Below are 19,173 nucleotides of genomic sequence, written 5' to 3'. Positions count from 1 at the left end.
GATGGACCATGAGTAACCAAAGTAACCAGTGTTCAAGTTGTGGAGAAATGAAAGAGGGTACCTGCGGCGGAGAGAAATGCAGTCCCCCGCCAAAACTCTATCCCGGTGGGCAGAGCAAGATCGGTCGAGTCATTGCCGTGATGAGTGGTAAAGGCGGTGTGGGCAAATCTTCTGTAACAGCGCTAATGGCCGTTAATTTAAGGAGAATGGGCTATAAAGTTGGCATTCTGGATGCGGACATTACGGGCCCCAGTATTCCGAAGATGTTCGGGGTGAAAAGGATACCCCCCAACCAGGGTCTTTTGCTTCCTGCCACCAGTGGCAGCGGTATTAAAATCATGTCCTTAAACCTGCTGCTGGAAAAGGAGGATGAACCGTTATCTGGCGGGGACCTATTCTTGCCGGTGCTGTTAAGCAGTTCTGGACCGATGTGAACTGGGGTGAACTGGACTATCTCCTGCTTGATATGCCGCCCGGCACCGGAGATGTTCCCCTGACTGTAATGCAGCAAATCCCGGTGGACGGCATTGTGGTGGTCACATCCCCACAGGACCTGGCTGCGATGATCGTTAAGAAAGCCGTTCGGATGGCCGGAATTATGGAGACCCCCTTGCTGGGATATGTACAGAACATGGCTTATGCTACCTGCCCCAGGTGCGGGGAAAGGTTTGAACTTTTTGGCAAGGCCCTGCAAAAGGGGGACACTCTGGATGAATTACCCGTCTTGGAAGTTCTTCCCATTGATCCGGAGTTTACACGTCTGTGCGACAACGGTCTGGTAGAAGAGGCTAAAACACAAGCCTTTGAAGAAATACCGAAACTGCTGAAAGTTAAGAGCCAGGTAAGCTAGTAAGTGAGGGGTTACCGGTGAGGCGGAATAGAAGCTTTTTTGGTAAGCAGCCGATTACCGGTTACAGGAGGGGACGCTGCAGGCAGGTTCTCAAAAGAAAAGGAGAACCGGGAATCGTAGGGCGATGCCTGGGGCTTTTGGGTGGACGGTTGAAAAAACTTTGCCCGGCAAGAGGAACAAGAGGAATAAGGAGTGAGTGAGCAATATGCTAATAGCCGTTTCTGCTTTTGGCAAAAACCCGGACAGTGAGGTTAATCCACGCCTGGGAAGGTGCGAGTACTTTGTTCTTTATGACAGCGGTACAGGTGAATATTCAGCCATTGAAAATACCGGCCGTTTTTCTCCGGGAGCGGCTGGGATTGCTACTGCCAGCTTATTGAACGAACACCGGGTACAGGCGGTGATCACCGGTAATGTTGGCCCTAACGCCTTTACTGCCCTGAAGGCAGCAGGTATAAAGGTATACACAGGAGCTTCCGGCAAGGTAAAAGACATGACGGAGCGCTACAAAAAGGGTCTCCTGACCGAGGCTGCATCAGCCAATGTCGGCCCACACGGTAGTTAGGGAGTGAGCACATGAACATCTCTGTAGCCAGCGGCAAAGGAGGAACCGGCAAAACCCTGGTTGCCACCAGCCTGGCCTTATCTATCCTGAATAAGCACAGGCCTGTTCAACTGCTGGATTGCGACGTGGAAGAACCCAACGTCCACCTTTTCATCGAACAAGAACCTGTTAGTAAACATAATGTCAGCTTACCTATTCCTAAGATCGATTATGATAAATGCCGGTACTGTGGGAGATGTGCGGAGGTTTGTCGTTTTAACGCTATTGCCTTGTTGAAAAATACCCTCGTTATTTTCCCGGATGTCTGTCATAGCTGCAGTGCTTGCTGGCACCTCTGCCCAACCGGAGCCCTGGTGCCTGCCCCCAGAGAAGTGGGAACGGTTCACGTAAGCCAGTCTGGTGATTTGAAATTAGTTACCGGCCGATTAAATCTTGGCGTACACGCCAGTCCCCCGGTTATTAAGGCAGTAAGAAATACGGCGGAGAAGGGTGTTGTTACTGTTATCGACGGTCCGCCCGGCAGTTCCTGCCCGGTGATGGCTGCTGTTGAGGGGACGGACTACTGTATTCTGGTAACTGAGCCCACTCCCTTTGGATTAAATGATCTGTCGCTGGCAGTAGATATGCTTGAGGTTCTTAAAGTCCCCTGCGGTGTAATCATTAATAGAGATGTGCCTGGTAACGATTTGATTGATCATTACTGCCAGGAGAAGGGATTAAACATTTTAATGCGTATCCCTCTGCACACAGAAATTGCCCGGGCGTACGCCAGAGGTATACCCCTTGTCAAAAGTAACCCTGTCTGGGCTGAAAAATTCATTGGTCTGTACCAGCAGGTAGCCAGGGAGGTGTCCGGATGAAAGAGCTAACGGTTATCAGCGGCAAAGGAGGAACTGGCAAGACCAGCATCCTGGGTTCTTTTGCCACCCTCTCAGGCAAAGCTGTCATCTGCGACTGCGACGTGGACGCCGCAAACCTGCACCTGATATTAAAGCCGGATATAAAAGAAACCCATCCTTTTATAGGCGGAATAAAGGCCCACATATCCTCTGACCTGTGCTCGAAGTGCGGTACCTGTGAGGAATTATGCAGGTTTTCTGCCATCAATGACAACCAGGTGAATCCCTATGCCTGTGAAGGCTGCGGCCTGTGCTACCAGGTTTGTCCCTCGGGAGCGGTGCAGCTTAAAGAACATTTATCCGGCCACTGGCATGTGTCGGAAACTCAGTGGGGACCAATGGTGCACGCCAAGCTGGGCATTGCTGAAGGAAATTCCGGACTTCTCGTGAATGTAGTTCGCAAAAAGGCCAGGGAGATTGCTGCTGATAGAAATATGCCTCTCATTATCAGCGACGGACCACCGGGTATTGGCTGCCCCGTTATCTCTTGCCTGGCGGGTACTGATATGGCCCTAATAGTTACGGAGCCTACCCGGTCCGGACTGCATGATATGGAAAGGATTCTCCGGGTGGCTGCCACATTTGGCTGTGTTACTGCCGTTTGTATTAATAAGTATGATTTAGATGAAGAGAACTGCAGGGAGATAGAAACCTCCGCCTGCAAACTCGGGGTTCCGGTGATAGGCAAAATTCCTTATAACCAGGCTCTGTCGCAGTCTCTGTTACGGGGGAGGCCGGTTACCCAAATAGAAGAAAACGAGGCGGCTTCTGTAATTAGGGATCTCTGGCACCAGGTTACCCTTTTGTTAGGAGTATAGTATGAGTATAGTAAGGTTCCGATGCAGCCAGTGTGGAAAAATTGTGGAATACCTGCGCATGTATCATAAAGGTTTAAAACCACTCAGGTGCAGTTGCGGGGGAAACTTACAACCTGCCAATGAAAACAGCAACGATACAAATAAAGGAGGAGTATCAGATGAAAATCGCCATGCCGGCAAAAAGCGGGTGGGTCAATGAACATTTCGGTACTACACAGGAGTTTGCCATTCCCCATGTCGCATTGGTTTAAACCAACTTCTGAAAAAAGAAGAAGACCAAGGTGATCCCCATAAAACGAAAAAAATTTGGTATACCAAAATAAGAGCCGTATTCCCTGAGTTACAGGGACTGCGGCTTATCTGTTTGAAGTACATACCGCCCTGGCAGCCGTTTCAAACGAAAACCTTTAAAACAGAGAAAGAACGATATTTTGCATGATATTTAAGCCATCATGCCAAAAAAGCAGGGGTTTCTCCCGTATAGAGAGGTTGCGGTTATTTTTCATAATTTTTAGTATAAAACCAAATATGGTATACCTGTATACCATGAGGGGGATGGACAATGACAGGAAAATTTGGTCTGATGCCGGTGGAAACCGTTCCTCAACCCCAGGTAAGAGACAAGGTTTATGAACAATTGAGGCAGGCTATCCTGGGGGGCCGTTTAACGCCGGGAGAGCGGTTAATTGAGCGAAAACTTGCGGACTTTCTGGGGGTCAGCCGGACCCCTGTGCGGGAAGCCATTCGAATGCTGGAATTGGAGGGATTGGTGGCCCATCTGCCCGGGGCGGTACGGTGGTAGCGCAGGTTACCGATCTGGAGGTACTGGAGATCTACCGCATCAGAGCTGTGCTGGAGGGTTTGGCAGCCCGGATGGCGGCGGAGAAAATTAAGCCGGAGCAGCTGCAGCAGCTGGTCAGTCTGCTGAAAGATATCGAAGAATACGCCTCCGAGGGGGACCTGGAAAACCTGGAAAAGGCGCATCAGCAGTTTAACGACCTGATTTATAAGGCGGCGGACAGTCAAAGGCTGTATGCCATGATTACCACCCTGGTTGATCATATCAGCAGGTATACCAGGGTTGGCTACTGCCACCCGGGGCGTATTGAGGAAGCCACCCGGGAACACAGGCTTCTGGTGGAGGCCATTAAAATTCGGGACGGCAGCCTGGCGGAACGGGTTGCCAGGGAGCACATCGATAATTCCCGCCGGGCCTATTTCAATGAAGTGGCCCAGAGCCGGGGACTCACCACAGCGACCTGATTTTGAATCATGGGATTTTCCTTTGAGAGGAGAGGGTTTCTTTGACAATATCGGAGATTCTGATTATTTTAGTGGCCGGCATCGCGGCCGGGTTTGTCAATGTGGTAGGGGGCGGCGGTTCCTTAATTGCCATGCCGGTATTAATATTCCTGGGTTTGCCTTCAGCGGTGGCCAATGGAACAAACCGTGTGGCGTTGATGGTGCAAAGCCTGGTGGCCATCGGTTATTTTCGCAATAAAGGATATTTTTACCCCAAATTAAGCATACTGCTGGGGATTCCTGCGGTGATCGGTTCGATTATCGGCGCTCAATTTGCCATCTCCCTTTCAGACGAAATGTTTAACAGGGTTCTGGCTGTTGTCATGCTGGTGGTTTTAGTTTTAATCATCTGGCGGCCGGAGAAAAAGTTTATAAAATCAGAAGAGGCCATGGAGAATCTGAGCAAACCGCGCCTGGCCGTAGCAGCTCTGGTTTTCTTGGGTGTAGGTTTCTACGGAGGGTTTATCCAGGCGGGCGTCGGTTTTGTCATCATTGTCGCCCTGGCGCTGATCACCGGGATGTCCCTGGTTAAGATCAACAGTCTAAAGGTCTGTGTCACCATTATCTACATGCTTTCCTCCCTGATCGTGTTTGTCTGCAGCGGAAAGGTGGATTGGATGCTCGGTCTGGTGCTGGCTGTGGGGAATGCCGTGGGGGCTTACCTGGGAAGCGTCTTTACAGTCTCCAAAGGAGACAAATGGATACGCATCTTCTTAATTGTATCGGTGCTGATTATGGCGGCAAAATTGTTGGAAGTTCATAAATGGCTGGGATTCTAAAATATTAACGTAACACGAGCTTGTGTGGCTTGTGTTTTTTTGTATTAAAAACGTACAGCGGCGAACAATACATTTACAAATGTTTCAGGGAGGTTTGGTGATGGACCTGAGAATCGGACTGTGCGGAGCCCAGGGTACCGGTAAGACAACTTTATCCAGGTTATTGGCCAGGGAACTTGATTTGCCGCTGATTGAGGAACAGGCCCGGGTGGTCGTGAGGGAACTTGGTATAGAAAGACCCGGCAACATCAGAAACAACCCCAGGATGGGGATGCGGTTTCAAGTTCTCTGCCTGCAGAAACAAATTGCTGCGGAAGAGGAACTGGCCGGGGGTTTTGTAAGTGACAGGACTGTAATGGACAGTGCCATTTACTGGATGAAGTGGCACAGTCACAGGGTAGACAGCAGGAGAAACATGGAGATCTACGATAAAATCCAAAAACATTTGGACCGTCGTGGATATGATCTGATCCTTTACCTGCCCGTTGAAATTCCTCTGAAAAACGACGAGTTTCGCTCCACCAATCCGTACTACCAAAGGGAGGTTGACCTGCTGACCCGGTGTTTCCTTGGGTTGGTCAATCGGGACCGCTGCCGGGTGGCTGCTTTGTCCGGGACCGTGGAGGAACGATTAAAAACAGCTGTTTCCCTGGCAAAGTCACTCTGGCGGGAGAAAACGGTGAAGACCCCTCGGGAAATGCCCCGGCCCGGCCAGGTGCCCCGGAGTGAGGGTCGGGCATTCCTATCGTAAACTTTATTGTTAAAATAGGGCCACCTGCCTACCGACAGAGCCCTTTTTATAGGTCCAAAGGCCTGTTGACAACAAAAAGTGCCGTGGATAAAATGTGGATAAATCTGTGGAAAAGCACCCTTTTATGTGGATAAGTCGAATAGTGTAAAACTATGTAGTAAAGATATTTTTGCCGGAATCAAGAAAAAATGGTACTATGAAAGTAATTTGACTTCTTAAAAAAGATTATCTTTGGAGCAGCAAATAATGAGCATGAATCGGGAGTTGAGCGAATGGACAAAGAAAAACGTGAATAAAGGATATTCTTAATTTAATTGATACTGGCGTTCTGCAATTTTAAGCCGGTAAAGCTGCGGGTAAATTTGGTTATACTAAAAATAAAGGAGGTATGCCTTCATGTTTTGCCCCAAGTGTAAAGTAGAAATGCGCCAGGCTGTTAAAGAAGAGGTCGTAATCGATGTATGTCCCCGGTGCCGGGGGATCTGGCTCGACCATGGAGAGTTGGAAAAGATTATGCACGAGGCCAAACATGCCATGATTGAGTATGATGAGCTGCACAAATATTATGATAAATATAAGCACCATGACCATCACCATGGATACAAGCACTACAAGAAAAAACACAGCCTGTTTAGAATCTTGGAAGATATTTTTGATTAACTTTGTTCAGTTATTTAACCACACTTCTAACATAAAAGCCGGATTCCGGCTTTTTTGTTGGTTTATGGCAAAAGTTTAATTAGCCAACCGGGGAGTTGCAACTATCTTCCAATATACCGCAGTATGGACGGATGTCATAAAAAGTTCTTGGGAATAAAGCCAAAAAATTAATCGTTCTACTTATGAAAAAACTGTCTTTTTGACATTGAATAGTACCGGGGGTTTTTGCTTATGCTGTTAAAGAAAAAATGTTGTCGCATATGGAGGGCACGGTGTCTTACAGAGATTTATCCTTGGATCAGTTAAAACAGAGGCTGAAGAAGCCGGGGAAATGCTAAAACAATGTAATGTATGTGCCAGAAACTGTTTAGCCAACCGCCTGGAAGGTGAAAGAAGGGCCTGCCGTGCGGGCCGGTTAGCCGTGGTGGCCAGCTATGGACCCATTACGGAGAGGAGGAGGTGCTGGTAGGGACCCGAGGTTCGGGAACCATCTTCTTCTCTTACTGCAACCTGTCTTGTAAATTCTGTCAGAACTACGATATCAGTCAATGCGGCGAAGGAAGGCAGGTGACCGCAAAGGAACTGGCAGACATCATGCTGGAACTGCAGGACTCCGGCTGTCACAATGTAAACCTTGTTTCCCCCAGCCACTTTGTTCCCCAAATTTTAGAAGCTCTGGTGTCAGCCGTGGAAGACGGGCTTACAGTCCCCCTGGTTTATAATACGGGAGGCTACGATTCACAGGAAACCCTAAGCCTTTTGGACGGGGTTGTGGACATTTACATGCCGGACATTAAATTCGGCAGTGATGAAGCAGGTAAAAAATACACCGGCGTACCGGATTATTTTTCCGTGGTCCGGCGTGCTGTCAAGGAGATGTACCGGCAGGTGGGGGATTTGCAGGTGGACAAGAACGGCATTGCCGTCCGGGGGCTGTTGGTGCGCCACCTGGTCATGCCCCATAACCTGGCGGAAACCGGGGAGATCATGAAATTCCTGGCAAAGGAGATTTCCCCCCGTACATTTGTCAATATCATGGACCAGTACTACCCCGCCCACGAGGCCCGGCGTTATCCGGAGATTGCCAGGCGAACCACAGCGGAGGAATATCGCCGGGCCCTGGAAGAGGCGCGCCGGGCAGGGCTGACACGGATTTATTCCTGATGAAAAACAGGACCCGACCGGTACCGGTTAGATCCTGTTTTTCATTGCGGTGGCGATCATTTTCAGGCAGTCGTCCCCTGCCAGGTGACCGTACGTGTCGTAAGGAGCACACAGGCTCCAGAGTTGATAAATTGTTACTTTGTTAATTCAAGCAGAAAATTATCAGACTGCCCTGAAACTTTTACCTTCCAACTAAGGTTTTCCGCTGCCCGGGTAACATTTTCTACAGCAACTTTATTATCTAACATTACTTTAATTTCCTTTACACCTTGTTCTTGAAGTGCCTGCCTGGTCAGGATCACAGGTTCAGGACACGACAGCCCTCTGGCATCCACAATTTTTTTCATATTTTACTTCACCTCCAACCTGAATCTACAAACGGCAAAGCCTAAGCCAATAGTAAATAGCAGCCCAAGTATAACGGCTAACTGGCCAGCTGCAGGAACTCCTTTAGGACTGGCTGCAAGGCCAAAATTGTGTGCAAAAGCTGCACCGGCGATTAACCCAAGAACGGTTATAACTGCATCTGTGTTTCCCTCAGAGGCTGCAACCAGTTGTCGTAAGGGGCAACCACCTAAAAGTACGGCAGTTAAACCTGCTAATAACATACCAAGGAAGTTCCACAAGCCGTCTGTATGTGCCAAAGGCTGACCTGCAAAACCCAGCTTAAAGGACCCCACCAGCAAATTTCCTACTAAAGCAGCAATAAAAACGGCAATAAACCCGTACATCAAGTGAAAATCTTTAAAAAAGATTATATCGCGGATACCACCGGCCATACATATTCTAGAACGTTGGGCGAAAATACCAACAATTAAACCTGCAACTAGAGATATAAATAAAGGTGCGTGCATTGAACCAGGACCCGTTTTACTTGCAAAAATAAATGAAGGCATCATAATTGCTGCAATTAACAAACCAATAACAAAGGTAGGAAATATATACCCATTTGGGGGGACATTTTATTTGCCCGGCCTAGAGAGAAACCTCTTATTAAGAACATCGTACCAATAATTATACCGACAATAAGTCCAATTAATCCGATACCGGCGTTCAAGTCCCCGCTGGCCAAACGTAAAACGGTACGAACAGGACAACCAAGAAACACTAGCATACCAATCATGCCAACAAATCCAAGGGAAAATCTCAAGAGGGGACTGGAACCTCCCGTGGCCCTAAATTCCTTGGTAGCTAAAGCAGCCGTGGTAGCACCTAAACCTATACCGATGATTTCCGGGCGTATGTATTGTACAACTGCCACATTATGTAGTCCTAAAGCACCAGTGATGTCTCTGAGCATACAGGCGATACAAACACCGTAATTCCCTGGATTACCCATTAACACAAGAAAAACTGCAACCCCCCCCAGAGTAAGTCCGCCAAGTATTACTAAAGCATGTTTTTTCAAAGATTAGTTCCCTCCCTAAAAAACAAATTACCAAAATTTATCTGAGTTTATCTGTTATTTTGTGAATTAACCACCTCCACTTATCAATGTATCGTATCACTTTATGGAGGGGAGAAATCTGAATCGAACCGGACTCCCACTTGTTCTGCAAGTCACTCATGGGTTTGCAGGCCATAGGGGGGACCACCCCCGTTCTCCCCACTGCATAAAATTATCCATGATAATACATTATCCATACACAATAAATCTCCTTTATATATTGTATAACTTTATGTTATAGTTTTCTTGATATTAATAACTTCTTTTATACATATATGACCTTAATACAAATTTGTAACTGTACTGGTTAATGACACAATTAGACACGATACAGGAGATAAACTGGTTAAATGTCAACGGGTAGAGGTATAGTTCTGGAAAAACTTCCATAATGTCATATGGACAATATTATCCAAGAATGTTATCGTAATATAAAATTAAATCAATACATTCTCATAAGGCTAATAGAAGGCCGATTTATTGATTTCAACCGAAAAATAAAAACTTGTATTGAAACGGGTGCTTTACCGAAGCGGTAAAGCTTAAAAGGGAAGCCGGTGAAAGTCCGGCGCGGTCCCGCCACTGTAATGGTTAGGGSCCCACATGATGTCCACTGGGAAACACTCCTGGGAAGGCGTGGGGTTCTGATGATCCAAAGCCAGGAGACCTGCCCGTTCTATGTTACCACAATGCCTACGGCGTATAGGAGGTGGTTTTTTGTGTTTTTGCCGTCTTTACCGGCATCACCATGATACCCCGGTCTATTTGTGGGCCGGGTTTTTTCATTAGTTGCAATTCGTTTTTTAAAAGTGTAAAAGAAAGGTGAGCTTTAAGATAATGAGGAAGAAAAAAGTAAAATTACAATTTCTGTCCCTGTTGATGACAGTTTGTTTTATCCTGAACATTGTAACGTTCGTTAGCTTGCCAGGCCAGGCGGCGGCAAACGAGCAAGCGGCGATCACTGCTGGCGAGATGGTCGGTAAGGGCATAAAATTTATTAATGACAAGTATAAGGCCGGAGAAAAAATTGACGGGTACACCGCCTATGTACTGACTCTGGCCGGTGAGGACCTGTCGACTGAAAAATGGACCAGTAATGGTAAAACCTTAAAGAGTCAAATTGAAAACCTATCCGACCTACTGGGGAACAGTAACAGTTTAATAAACTATATATCTTCTACCCAGAACAATGATGGCAGTTTCGGCCCTTACGCCAATGAGTACGGAACAAAAGTACCCTTACAGGCCCTGGCAGCGGTTAAAGATGACCTTACGGTCGGCACCGATGTTTATAATCAGGTGCAGAATTCCATTAATAACGCTATCAACTACTTTAAGACCAAATACCAAAACGGTAGTATGACCTATGACGTAAACGGTTGGAATTTTGACTACCGGTGTGTGGAAGCACTGGCTAAAGCCGGTGAAGACCTTTCCGTGGGCGGGTGGGTTTATAACGGTACATCCCTTAAAGATACAGTAATAGCTTCCGCCGGTGCCACTGCGGCTAATCCCACAGTAAAAGATGCTGTGTATTTGGCCAAAGAACTAACGGCTCTTTATGCTGTTGACCCAACTTCAACTAATATTAATATCCTGGCTGATGCATAGTATCTAAACAGGCTGTGGATGGCAGTTTTGGAACAAGTATCTATGACCATATTATGGTTTTGACCGCCCTGGGGAAAACGGGCAAGCTTAGCGGTATTGACCAGATAAAGGCTTTTAATTATATTAACAGTTTAAAACAAACCCATAAAAACAGTTGGGGTCAAGATGCCGGGGTGGCCTGGGGATCTCGGTGGACAACCGGCTTTGAGGAATCCGATACCACTGCCCAGGTTATTACTGCGCTAAGTTATTTTTCCGGGGCCAATACTGAAGGTAGTGATGTTTATAAGGTTATCCAGGACGGCCTGACCTATCTTAAAGACGTACAGGATGCCGACACGGCGGCTATTGTACGTACAGAAGGGGACAGCACCTTTGCCACAGCTGAAACACTGATTGCCCTTAAATCAGTGGGAAAAACGTTCAGCCAATATGCCGGGTCCGATTCGGAGTGGGTAAAAAAATCCCGGACCAAAACCATCGCCCAGTGTTTACTGGCACTGAACAATTGGAACGATACAACCCGCCGGGACCGGCTGGCAAATCTGCTCATCGATCGGCAAAAGACTGCAGATCCGGGCAAGGGATCCTTTGAAAACAGTGTTTACAGCGATATGTGGGCTTACATAGCCCTGGGTGAAGCCGGAAAGATTGGTAATCTTAACGTAGATGATGTCAAGACATACATTTTATCCAAGCAGAGTGCAGACGGTTCCTGGGGAGAGAAGTTTGGAGATACCTATTATCCGGACGTTATGTCCACCGCCCAGGCCATCCGGGCGATCACTTACCTGCCGGGCGCTGCTTCCGACCAGCAGGTCCAGGCGGCCATCACCCGTGGGCTGGCTTATCTAAAAGGCCTGCAGCAGGCAGACGGCGGTGTTTACTCCACCTGGGACGACCCGGCAGTGGATAATTCCGAGCTCATCGTCACCCTGCACAGGCTGGGTAAAGACCCGGCCGGTACCGATTGGAAGAGTGCTGGGGGCTTAACTCCGGTAGATTATCTGCTGAACAAGACCATGAACAATGACGGTAGTTTTGGTACATCCAAAAACGTTTTTGGCGCCACAGAGGCATTGGCTGCTTACCGCCTGGTAACCGGTCAGGGCACACCTGGTGGAAATAGCCCGGATCCCCCGGCGCAGGACGAGTATAGCGTCGGCATCGCCGTGGTAGGCAGGAACGGTGAACTGCTCTATGGTCCCGGTAGCGTTACGGTGAGCAAAAACGGCAAGTGGGGTCTTACAGCCCTGGGTGCGCTCCATGCCACCGGGCTGAGCTACACGGACGACGGTGGTTTTGTCAAAAGCATTGCCGGGCAGGCTAACAGCGGGATGAACGGGTGGATGTACAAGGTTAACGGTACTGTACCCATGATGTTAGCCTCCGATAAAGCGGTCAACAAGGAGGACAAAGTGATCTGGTGGTACAGCAAGGACATGAATTCCCCCGGTCCGACATGGGACAGCCTCTTTGAGAATCCCACTGTTACCCAGCCGGGAGCAGTCATTCCGGCGAACCTCCAAGAGCAAAATAAAAACCTTCCTGTTGCTCTGCAGGCTTCAGAGAATGCCCTGACAGCGCTGGAAAAAATCGAGCAGTTACTAGGCCTGAAGGAAAAGACAGTTGAACTGGGTACCCCGGGTGAAGCGGTCAGTACCGTAGCCGTGGTGGGTAACGAGCAACCCCTGGACCTGGTTGCTCTAGCGGCAATGAAAAAGGAACTGGCTCAAAACGTGGTAGAATTAACTCAAAAGGTAACGGCCGATAAGGGAGCAATCATAACTGACGCCAATGCTGAGGTAGCTTTGAGCGTTCCGATCCGGGCGCTCAATAATGACGTGGAAATAACCGTTAAAAAATAGCCGCTGGCAACATCCAGGGCAACGGGACACAACCTACTGCACCCGCGGGGTTCTGCCAGGTATCTGCGACTTACGACTTCGGCCCGGATGGAACTACCTTTGACATACCGGCAACATTAACCCTTAAATTGGCCATTCCGCCCCTGATTAAACCGGATAATCTGACCCTGGCCTGGTACAATAAATCTACCGGTAAGTGGGTAGCTATCCCGGCAGTAGTGGATGTAAACAAGGGATTAATCCTGGCCAAGGTACAACACTTCTCCAATTATGCCGTGTTTGCCAGAGAACCGGCGAAATCCTTTGCAGACATCACCCCTAATTCTTTCGGCTGGGCGAGAAATACCATTGAGACGCTGGCCGGGGCGGGTATTGTCGCCGGTGTAAACGGGACGCACTTCGAACCGGCACGGGCGGTGACCAGGGCGGAATTTACCAGTCTGTTAGTTAAAGCGTTAAGGTTACAGACAAAGACATACACCGGCAATCCACTTAAAGACGTGCGTGCCGATGACTGGTACGCCGGGGCGGTAACTGCGGCTTATGATGCCGGGCTGGTCAAGGGATACGAGGACGGTACTTTCCGCCCGGACAGCACCATCACCCGGGAAGAAGTGGCGGCTATACTGGTAAGGGCCATGAAACTGCAAACCACGGAACAGAAGCTGCCTTTCACCGATCGCTACAAGATTAACTCATGGGCCAGGGCCAGCGTGGCAACTGCATCGACGTACGGCCTGATTAAAGGCTTGCCGGACGGTACCTTCCGACCGGATGTTACCGCCGGTCGGGCCGAATGCGCGGTGATGGTTTACCGGATGCTGACAAACTATTAGCTTTATTTCCTTTCTGTCTTCGTTACCTTGGGCAGGCTACGACCTGCCCAAGGTGAGATATTTGATAAAAGGATACTGATATGCAGGAAAGTTGGGCCTTACTAACCACTTTAATTGCTGTTTTGGCTATTTCTTTATTATTCCTCGGTATGGAGAGAAGTAGACTTTCGGCGCGGGAAGTAGCCGCTATCGCTGTTCTGGCTACTTTGTCGGCGGTAGGCAGGGTAACTACCGGGATCGTGCTTTGCCTGCAACCTACAATGTTCCTGGTTATCATTACGGGGTTTGTTATGGGTACGCGGGCTGGTTTTCTGGTTGGGGCCATAACTCCCCTGGTCTCTAATTTTTTGATCGGCCAGGGCCCCTGGACTCCCTGGCAAATGCTGGCCTGGGGGCTGACCGGAGCTTCTGCGGCCTGGTTGAAATATTTATACCCGCGAGCGGGTGAGAGGGTATTGATTGTCTTTTGCCTTTTCTGGGGGTATTTGTACGGCTGGCTGATGAACATCTGGTTCTGGAGTGTTTTCGTGCATCCCTTAACATGGCAGTCCTTTCTGGTCACCTGTGTGGCCAGCCTGGGTTTTGACTCCGTACGGGCCCTGGGCAACGGTTTGTTCTGTGCTGTCCTGGGGCCAGGAGTTATGAAAATTTTGCTTCGTTATCGAAGGAAGGTACATGTTTCCTGGTTACCACACAAGGAGTGAGCTTATTGAAAAGGAAATTAATCTATATTGTTTTGTTTTTGGCAATATTAGCCGGCATCATGGGGCCGGCCATTTATACGGATAAGATAAGCAGCCACAACCAGGCAGCGGAGCGTTCCGCGAGCGGTGAATCAGTCGGCTCTACGACAGGCGGGCAAACATCCCCGGCTAGCACATCTGCCCAATCAACCGGCCCGCAGGTGGATAACGACCTTGCCGCCAAGGACAAGACTGTCCCGAAAAGTAACCCCTCCTGTACTGCCGGCCAGGATAGCACCATGCCGGAGCAGAAGCCAACCGGCATGTCGTCTGCAAATGTGCAGGAAAACGGGTGTGTGGTGGGTATTGCCGTAGTAGGCATGAATGGTGAACTGCTTTACAGTCCTGGGAACGTTACGGTAACCCACAAGAACGTGTGGGATGTCACGGCGCTGGGCGCATTGGACGCCACCGGATTGCCTTATACCATGTCCACCCGCTGGTCCGGTTTTGTCGAGGCTATTGCCGGGCAGCGCAACAAGGGGCAGTCGGGCTGGATGTACATGGTAAACAATGAAATTCCGATGGTTGCCGCCGATCAAAAACCGGTAAAAAAGGAGATAAAGTGATCTGGTGGTATAGTAAAAGCATGGATGTCCCTTCTCCTAACTGGGACGAGTTGGTCAGACGCAATTAGCTGTAAACTAACAATATTTTATGGCATAAAAATACGGAATCATTTTTACCTAAATCACATATTCAAAAAACTGGTTTACTAAAATATTTGAAAAGGAGAAAAACCGGTGTTGAAAAAAACGTCTATTTGGGGTCTTATCATAATCATGGCTTTTTTGCTTATTTTCCCGGTTCAGGCACCGGCACTGCCGGCATTTGACGTGAAGCCGGCAATGGATCGGGCAGTAAATTATTTACTGGCCTGTGAAAAAGAGCAGGGTAAGCCGCTGACGCCGTGGAGCTACGTGGCCCTGGCGGCTGCCGGGGAAAACCTTGCAGGTACCCGAGCCGGGCAGTCGTGCGGGAAACAACTGGCTACGGCCCGGTCTACTGCCGACTATTGTCTTTTGGTCTTTACCTTACTGGCTGCCGGAGACAATCCGTCCGATTACCGGGGGCAAAACCTGGTGCAAAAAATCCAGGCCGCCCAGCTTTCCGACGGCAAGTTCGCCGATAACATAGACGGCAGCGGGCAGGGGGACAACGGGGAACAAATACTGGTCAACGCGCATATTTGGGCGGTACTGGCCCTGCATGCTGCCGGGGCAGGGATACCGGACGCAGTAAAGGCCAGGCAGTGGCTCATTGATCAGCAGCATGCAGACGGCAGTTTTAACTGGTGCGTTACGGAGAAAACAGCGGATGTCGATTCCACCGGCATGGCATTGATGGCCCTGGGTGCCCTGGGCGAAAGAAAAAACAGCCCGGTGGTACAAAAGGCTGTGGCCTACCTGAAAAGGGTTCAGGAAAGTGACGGTGGGTTTACTTCCTGGGGGGCGGCCAATACGGAGTCATGCAACATGGTTATCGAGGGCCTGACCGGGGTAGGGATCGATCCGGCCGGGGCAGAAATGAGCAAACCCGGCGGCAACCCGGTTACGGCCTTGCTTGGTTTTCAGTTAGCCAACGGTTCCTTTGCACACATCAAGGGTGCCGGGGCCAATGAAATGTCCACCCAGCAGGCGTTGATGGCCTTATCTGATGTATATTACGGAAAGACTCTGTACGATCGGTTAAGGGAAAAAAGTAAGACAATGGTTGGGGGAGCGGCACCTCAGGGCCGGAAGATTCTGTTTAAGGTAGGAGCAAAAGACTATGAAGTGCTGGTTGTTGGACAAAAGCGAATAGAGAAGGCAGATGCCGCACCATTTGTGGAAAGCGGTCGTACATATGTGCCGGTACGTTACCTCGCTTTAGCTTTAGGTATTCCTGAAACAGGTATTTTATGGTCACCTTCCGCTCAAACGGTAACCCTGCTCAATAACGGTATAACCGTAACACTGGCTATCGGTGGGAATATCATGTACGTCAACGATACTGCCCGGCCGCCAATGGACGTTGTTCCGGTGATCAGGGATGGCCGTACCTATCTGCCCGCCCGCTATGTGGCTGAGTCCTTTAACTACCGGGTAGCCTGGGATGAAAAGACGAAAACGGTGAGTATTACCAAGTAGCATTTGTTCCCGTAAGGAGTGTCAAGCGTTGCTGGATAAGTTGTTTTATCAAGAAAAGGGATTGTTCTTGCAGAGCCTGCACCCGCTGGCGGCAATGGTCTACCTGGGTACGCTGCTTGTGCTGTCGATGGCTTTTACCAACCCGCTTTATTTAGTCGGGCTCTTGCTTGTTGTGGCACTGGCTATTTGGGCGGCAGACGGTTTGGAAACCTGGGAAAGTTACTTAAAAATCGGACTGTCCATGATGGTGCTGCTCATGATCATCAACCCGCTGGTGACACATGCCGGGAAGACCATCATCTGGTATGGCCCGCGAGTTCCCATCTTCGGCCGGCTAACTATCTCTTTGGAGGCGATTTGCTACGGGGCTGCCATGAGTGTCAGGCTGCTGGACATCATCAGCGTGTTCTGCCTGTACAATCTAATTGTAAACCCGGATAAGGCTTTGAACCTGTTTTCCCGCTTTGCCGGCAAGTCCGCGCTGGTAATATCCCTGACCACCAGGATGTTTCCGGCTATGGTCAGAGAACTCGAGACCATCCGGGGTGTGCAACAGATGCGTGGCGTAGATTTTAACAAGGGATCGGTGAAAGAAAAAGTCAAAAAGTATTCGTCTTTAATTAACATATTGCTTTTGTCCTCCCTGGAAGAATCCCTGGAAATTGCGGAGTCCATGCAGGCGCGGGCCTTCGGCAGCGGACCACGTTCGTGTTACACCCGGAATTTGTGGCGGCCGCGGGATGTGCTGTGCCTGTCTGGCAGTGCGTGTGCGCTTGGAGTGGGCATTTGGGGTTTGCTGCACGGTTTTGGCGCTTACACTTATTACCCGTTAATGGGTTACTTAATCAATGGGACAGGAACAGTTGTGGTTTTACTCATTGTGCTTTTTGGTTTATCCATCCCAGTGATCTTGAGTTGGTGGTGGCAGTATTGTCATTATTTAAAATCGAAAATTTGATTTATTATTATCCGGATAGCGAAAGACCGGCCTTAAACGGGGTTAACCTGGGTATAGAAGAAGGGGAGTTTCTCCTGGTGGCCGGCGCATCCGGTTCGGGCAAGTCTTCCCTGGCACGGGTACTGGCAGGGCTGCTTCCGGATTTTTACGGTGGTCGGTTTGGCGGACATGTTTACTTTAAGGGACGTGAGATGCGCAGTATCGACCGGCGCAAACTGGCGCGGAACGTGGGCATGGTCTTTCAGGACCCGGAGAAGCAACTGGTAATGACCGGCGTGGAAGCCGAGATCGCCTTCGGCCTGGAGAACCTGGGGCTGTCCCAGGCGGAGATGTTCCGCCGGGTGGCCGAAGTGATCAGTTTCCTGGACCTGACAACGTTAAGTCAGGAGTTCACCGCCAACCTGTCGGGCGGGCAGAAACAAAAGCTGACACTGGCCGCCGTGCTGGCCATGCAGCCACAGGTGTTGATCCTGGACGAGCCCACGTCGCAGTTAGACCCGGTAGCGGCAGAGGATTTTTTTAACCTGGTCAAGCGGCTGAACGAAGAGATGGGGTTTACTATCGTCTTAATCGAGCAAAGGTTGGAAAGGTGCTTTCACCTGGCTGACCGGGTGGCGCTCATGGAAGGTGGCCGGGTCGTGCAGGACGGCGCCCCGGAGCAGGTGGTCCGCTGGGCGGTAAAAAGAGGTGTGCCCTTTATTCCACCGGTAGCCAGGTTCTTTTCCATGCTGGGGTTCCCCGCCGTTCCGGTAACCATAAAAGAGGGTAGAAAACAATTAAGACTATCTTTAAGGACAGGGTCTTTTTCTAACAGGTCAAATTTTCCACTGCAGGAAAAGGGAAATGCCGGTACAGAGCCTGTACAAACTCCCTTGGTCGAAATGAAAAATTTATGGTTTACCTATGCCAATGGTAAAGAAGCATTACAAAACATAAACTTTAAAATTAGCGTCGGAGAATTTGTGGCTATCTTAGGGGAAAACGGCGCCGGCAAATCTACGTTATTGAAAAATATGGTCGGGCTTTTGCAGCCAGGACGCGGCAAGGTGCTGTTAAGAGGCGACGATTTAAGTAAAAATAAGGAACAGCATTTGGGGCGCCGGGTGGCCTACCTTTCCCAGAACCCTAACGACTACCTTTTCCAGGATACCGTAGAAGACGAACTACTGTTTACTCTGAAAAACTTCGGCATGGAGGATGACGGCATTGTTGATGAATTACTGGAAGGACTGCATATAGGTTGCTACCGGCAGGCAAACCCCCGTGACCTGAGCAGTGGGGAACGGCAGCGGGTAGCCCTGGCTTCGGTGCTGGTGACCAGGCCCGAGCTTCTGGTGCTGGACGAACCGACCCGGGGAGTGGATTATCGCCTGAAGGCCGAACTGGGTAGTTTTTTGGCCGGGCAGGCTGCGGCAGGGGTAAGCGTAGTTTTGGTTACCCACGACGTAGAATTTGCCGCCGAATACGCCTCGCGGGTGATCATGATGTTTGCCGGCAGGATAGTCAGCGATGGCACCAGGTATGAAACTTTAGGGAAGTCGGTATTTTACTCTACTCAGATCGGTAAGTTATGCAGAGGCTTTAGTGACGATGTACTGACATTTCACGAGGCCATGGAAAAGATTGGACCGCTGCTTCAGGAAAGACAAATTGCCCGGGCGGGCAATTTAAATGAGGGATTGGTATGAGCACAGGCATTTACAATAATAAGACGAATCCCATGCTCAAAATCCCCCCACCCTTTTTTTACTCATTATCCTGGGGTTACTGTTTGCCGGCATAAAACAGAATAA

Annotated in this window: 19 protein-coding genes, 2 pseudogenes and 1 riboswitch; of the genes and pseudogenes, 19 read left to right on the top strand and 2 right to left on the bottom strand. The window is 49.5% G+C overall.

The window, feature by feature from the left end:
• Positions 1-8: 8 nt before the first annotated feature.
• The 11 genes and pseudogenes from P378_RS01055 to P378_RS01015 all read left to right on the top strand — a co-directional run bounded on the left by P378_RS01055 (position 9) and on the right by P378_RS01015 (position 7,788).
• Positions 9-850, top strand: a pseudogene (locus P378_RS01055) (Mrp/NBP35 family ATP-binding protein).
• Between the two features lie 205 nt (positions 851-1,055).
• Positions 1,056-1,415: a NifB/NifX family molybdenum-iron cluster-binding protein gene (locus P378_RS01050; RefSeq protein WP_099081969.1), complete on the top strand. Its 360-nt coding sequence runs from the start codon at positions 1,056-1,058 to the stop codon at positions 1,413-1,415.
• A gap of 11 nt (positions 1,416-1,426) precedes the next feature.
• Positions 1,427-2,275, top strand: a complete 849-nt coding sequence (locus tag P378_RS01045; RefSeq protein ID WP_099081968.1) for a P-loop NTPase — start codon at positions 1,427-1,429, stop codon at positions 2,273-2,275.
• The gene (locus P378_RS01040) at positions 2,272-3,132 is read left to right on the top strand and encodes an ATP-binding protein (protein WP_099081967.1); all 861 of its coding nucleotides are present in this window, start codon (positions 2,272-2,274) and stop codon (positions 3,130-3,132) included. The genes P378_RS01045 and P378_RS01040 overlap by 4 nt, the downstream gene beginning before the upstream one ends.
• Before the next feature lie 562 nt (positions 3,133-3,694).
• Entirely contained in the window at positions 3,695-3,934 is a 240-nt protein-coding gene (locus P378_RS20425; protein WP_238472705.1) for a GntR family transcriptional regulator, read from the top strand.
• A complete protein-coding gene (locus P378_RS01035) occupies positions 3,928-4,395 on the top strand; it encodes a GntR family transcriptional regulator (RefSeq protein WP_238472704.1) in 468 nt (155 codons plus the stop codon). The genes P378_RS20425 and P378_RS01035 overlap by 7 nt, the downstream gene beginning before the upstream one ends.
• Positions 4,396-4,436: 41 nt before the next feature.
• Positions 4,437-5,213 carry a sulfite exporter TauE/SafE family protein gene (locus P378_RS01030; RefSeq protein ID WP_099081966.1) on the top strand — a complete coding sequence of 259 codons (777 nt, stop codon included), beginning with the start codon at positions 4,437-4,439 and terminating at the stop codon, positions 5,211-5,213.
• Between the two features lie 100 nt (positions 5,214-5,313).
• Positions 5,314-5,964 (top strand): ATP/GTP-binding protein, encoded by a 651-nt coding sequence (locus tag P378_RS01025; protein WP_180260915.1) that lies wholly within the window; start codon positions 5,314-5,316, stop codon positions 5,962-5,964.
• 396 nt (positions 5,965-6,360) lie between these two features.
• Positions 6,361-6,624 (top strand): TFIIB-type zinc ribbon-containing protein, encoded by a 264-nt coding sequence (locus P378_RS01020; RefSeq protein ID WP_099081964.1) that lies wholly within the window; start codon positions 6,361-6,363, stop codon positions 6,622-6,624.
• 331 nt (positions 6,625-6,955) lie between these two features.
• A complete protein-coding gene (locus tag P378_RS20420) occupies positions 6,956-7,093 on the top strand; it encodes a hypothetical protein (RefSeq protein ID WP_238472703.1) in 138 nt (45 codons plus the stop codon).
• Positions 7,084-7,788: a radical SAM protein gene (locus tag P378_RS01015; RefSeq protein WP_238472702.1), complete on the top strand. Its 705-nt coding sequence runs from the start codon at positions 7,084-7,086 to the stop codon at positions 7,786-7,788. Before P378_RS20420 ends, P378_RS01015 begins: the two co-directional genes overlap by 10 nt.
• A 134-nt stretch (positions 7,789-7,922) precedes the next feature.
• Here P378_RS01015 and P378_RS01010 read toward each other — a convergent pair whose 3' ends face one another.
• Together P378_RS01010 and yedE are read right to left on the bottom strand one after the other, a co-directional pair.
• Entirely contained in the window at positions 7,923-8,135 is a 213-nt protein-coding gene (locus tag P378_RS01010; RefSeq protein ID WP_099081963.1) for a sulfurtransferase TusA family protein, read from the bottom strand.
• A gap of 3 nt (positions 8,136-8,138) precedes the next feature.
• Positions 8,139-9,127: pseudogene (gene yedE / locus P378_RS01005) on the bottom strand (YedE family putative selenium transporter).
• A gap of 608 nt (positions 9,128-9,735) precedes the next feature.
• Positions 9,736-9,924: riboswitch (cobalamin riboswitch) on the top strand.
• Between the two features lie 148 nt (positions 9,925-10,072).
• Here yedE and P378_RS20415 point away from each other — a divergent pair.
• From P378_RS20415 to P378_RS00975, 8 genes are all read left to right on the top strand, one after another.
• Positions 10,073-10,846: a hypothetical protein gene (locus P378_RS20415; protein WP_238472701.1), complete on the top strand. Its 774-nt coding sequence runs from the start codon at positions 10,073-10,075 to the stop codon at positions 10,844-10,846.
• 14 nt (positions 10,847-10,860) lie between these two features.
• A complete protein-coding gene (locus tag P378_RS20410) occupies positions 10,861-12,714 on the top strand; it encodes a DUF4430 domain-containing protein (RefSeq protein ID WP_238472700.1) in 1,854 nt (617 codons plus the stop codon).
• Between the two features lie 128 nt (positions 12,715-12,842).
• Positions 12,843-13,550: an S-layer homology domain-containing protein gene (locus P378_RS20405; protein WP_238472699.1), complete on the top strand. Its 708-nt coding sequence runs from the start codon at positions 12,843-12,845 to the stop codon at positions 13,548-13,550.
• Positions 13,551-13,630: 80 nt separating this feature from the next.
• A complete protein-coding gene (locus tag P378_RS00995; RefSeq protein ID WP_180260914.1) occupies positions 13,631-14,254 on the top strand; it encodes an ECF transporter S component in 624 nt (207 codons plus the stop codon).
• A gap of 5 nt (positions 14,255-14,259) precedes the next feature.
• Positions 14,260-14,862: a DUF4430 domain-containing protein gene (locus P378_RS00990; protein ID WP_099081962.1), complete on the top strand. Its 603-nt coding sequence runs from the start codon at positions 14,260-14,262 to the stop codon at positions 14,860-14,862.
• A gap of 174 nt (positions 14,863-15,036) precedes the next feature.
• Positions 15,037-16,422: a stalk domain-containing protein gene (locus tag P378_RS00985; RefSeq protein WP_238472698.1), complete on the top strand. Its 1,386-nt coding sequence runs from the start codon at positions 15,037-15,039 to the stop codon at positions 16,420-16,422.
• Positions 16,423-16,450: 28 nt separating this feature from the next.
• The gene (locus P378_RS00980; RefSeq protein ID WP_099081961.1) at positions 16,451-17,380 is read left to right on the top strand and encodes an energy-coupling factor transporter transmembrane component T; all 930 of its coding nucleotides are present in this window, start codon (positions 16,451-16,453) and stop codon (positions 17,378-17,380) included.
• Positions 17,353-19,068 carry an ABC transporter ATP-binding protein gene (locus tag P378_RS00975; protein ID WP_099081960.1) on the top strand — a complete coding sequence of 572 codons (1,716 nt, stop codon included), beginning with the start codon at positions 17,353-17,355 and terminating at the stop codon, positions 19,066-19,068. The genes P378_RS00980 and P378_RS00975 overlap by 28 nt, the downstream gene beginning before the upstream one ends.
• Positions 19,069-19,173: the final 105 nt, after the last annotated feature.

This window comes from Desulforamulus profundi (assembly GCF_002607855.1).
This window is presented reverse-complemented; position numbering and strand designations above follow the sequence as displayed.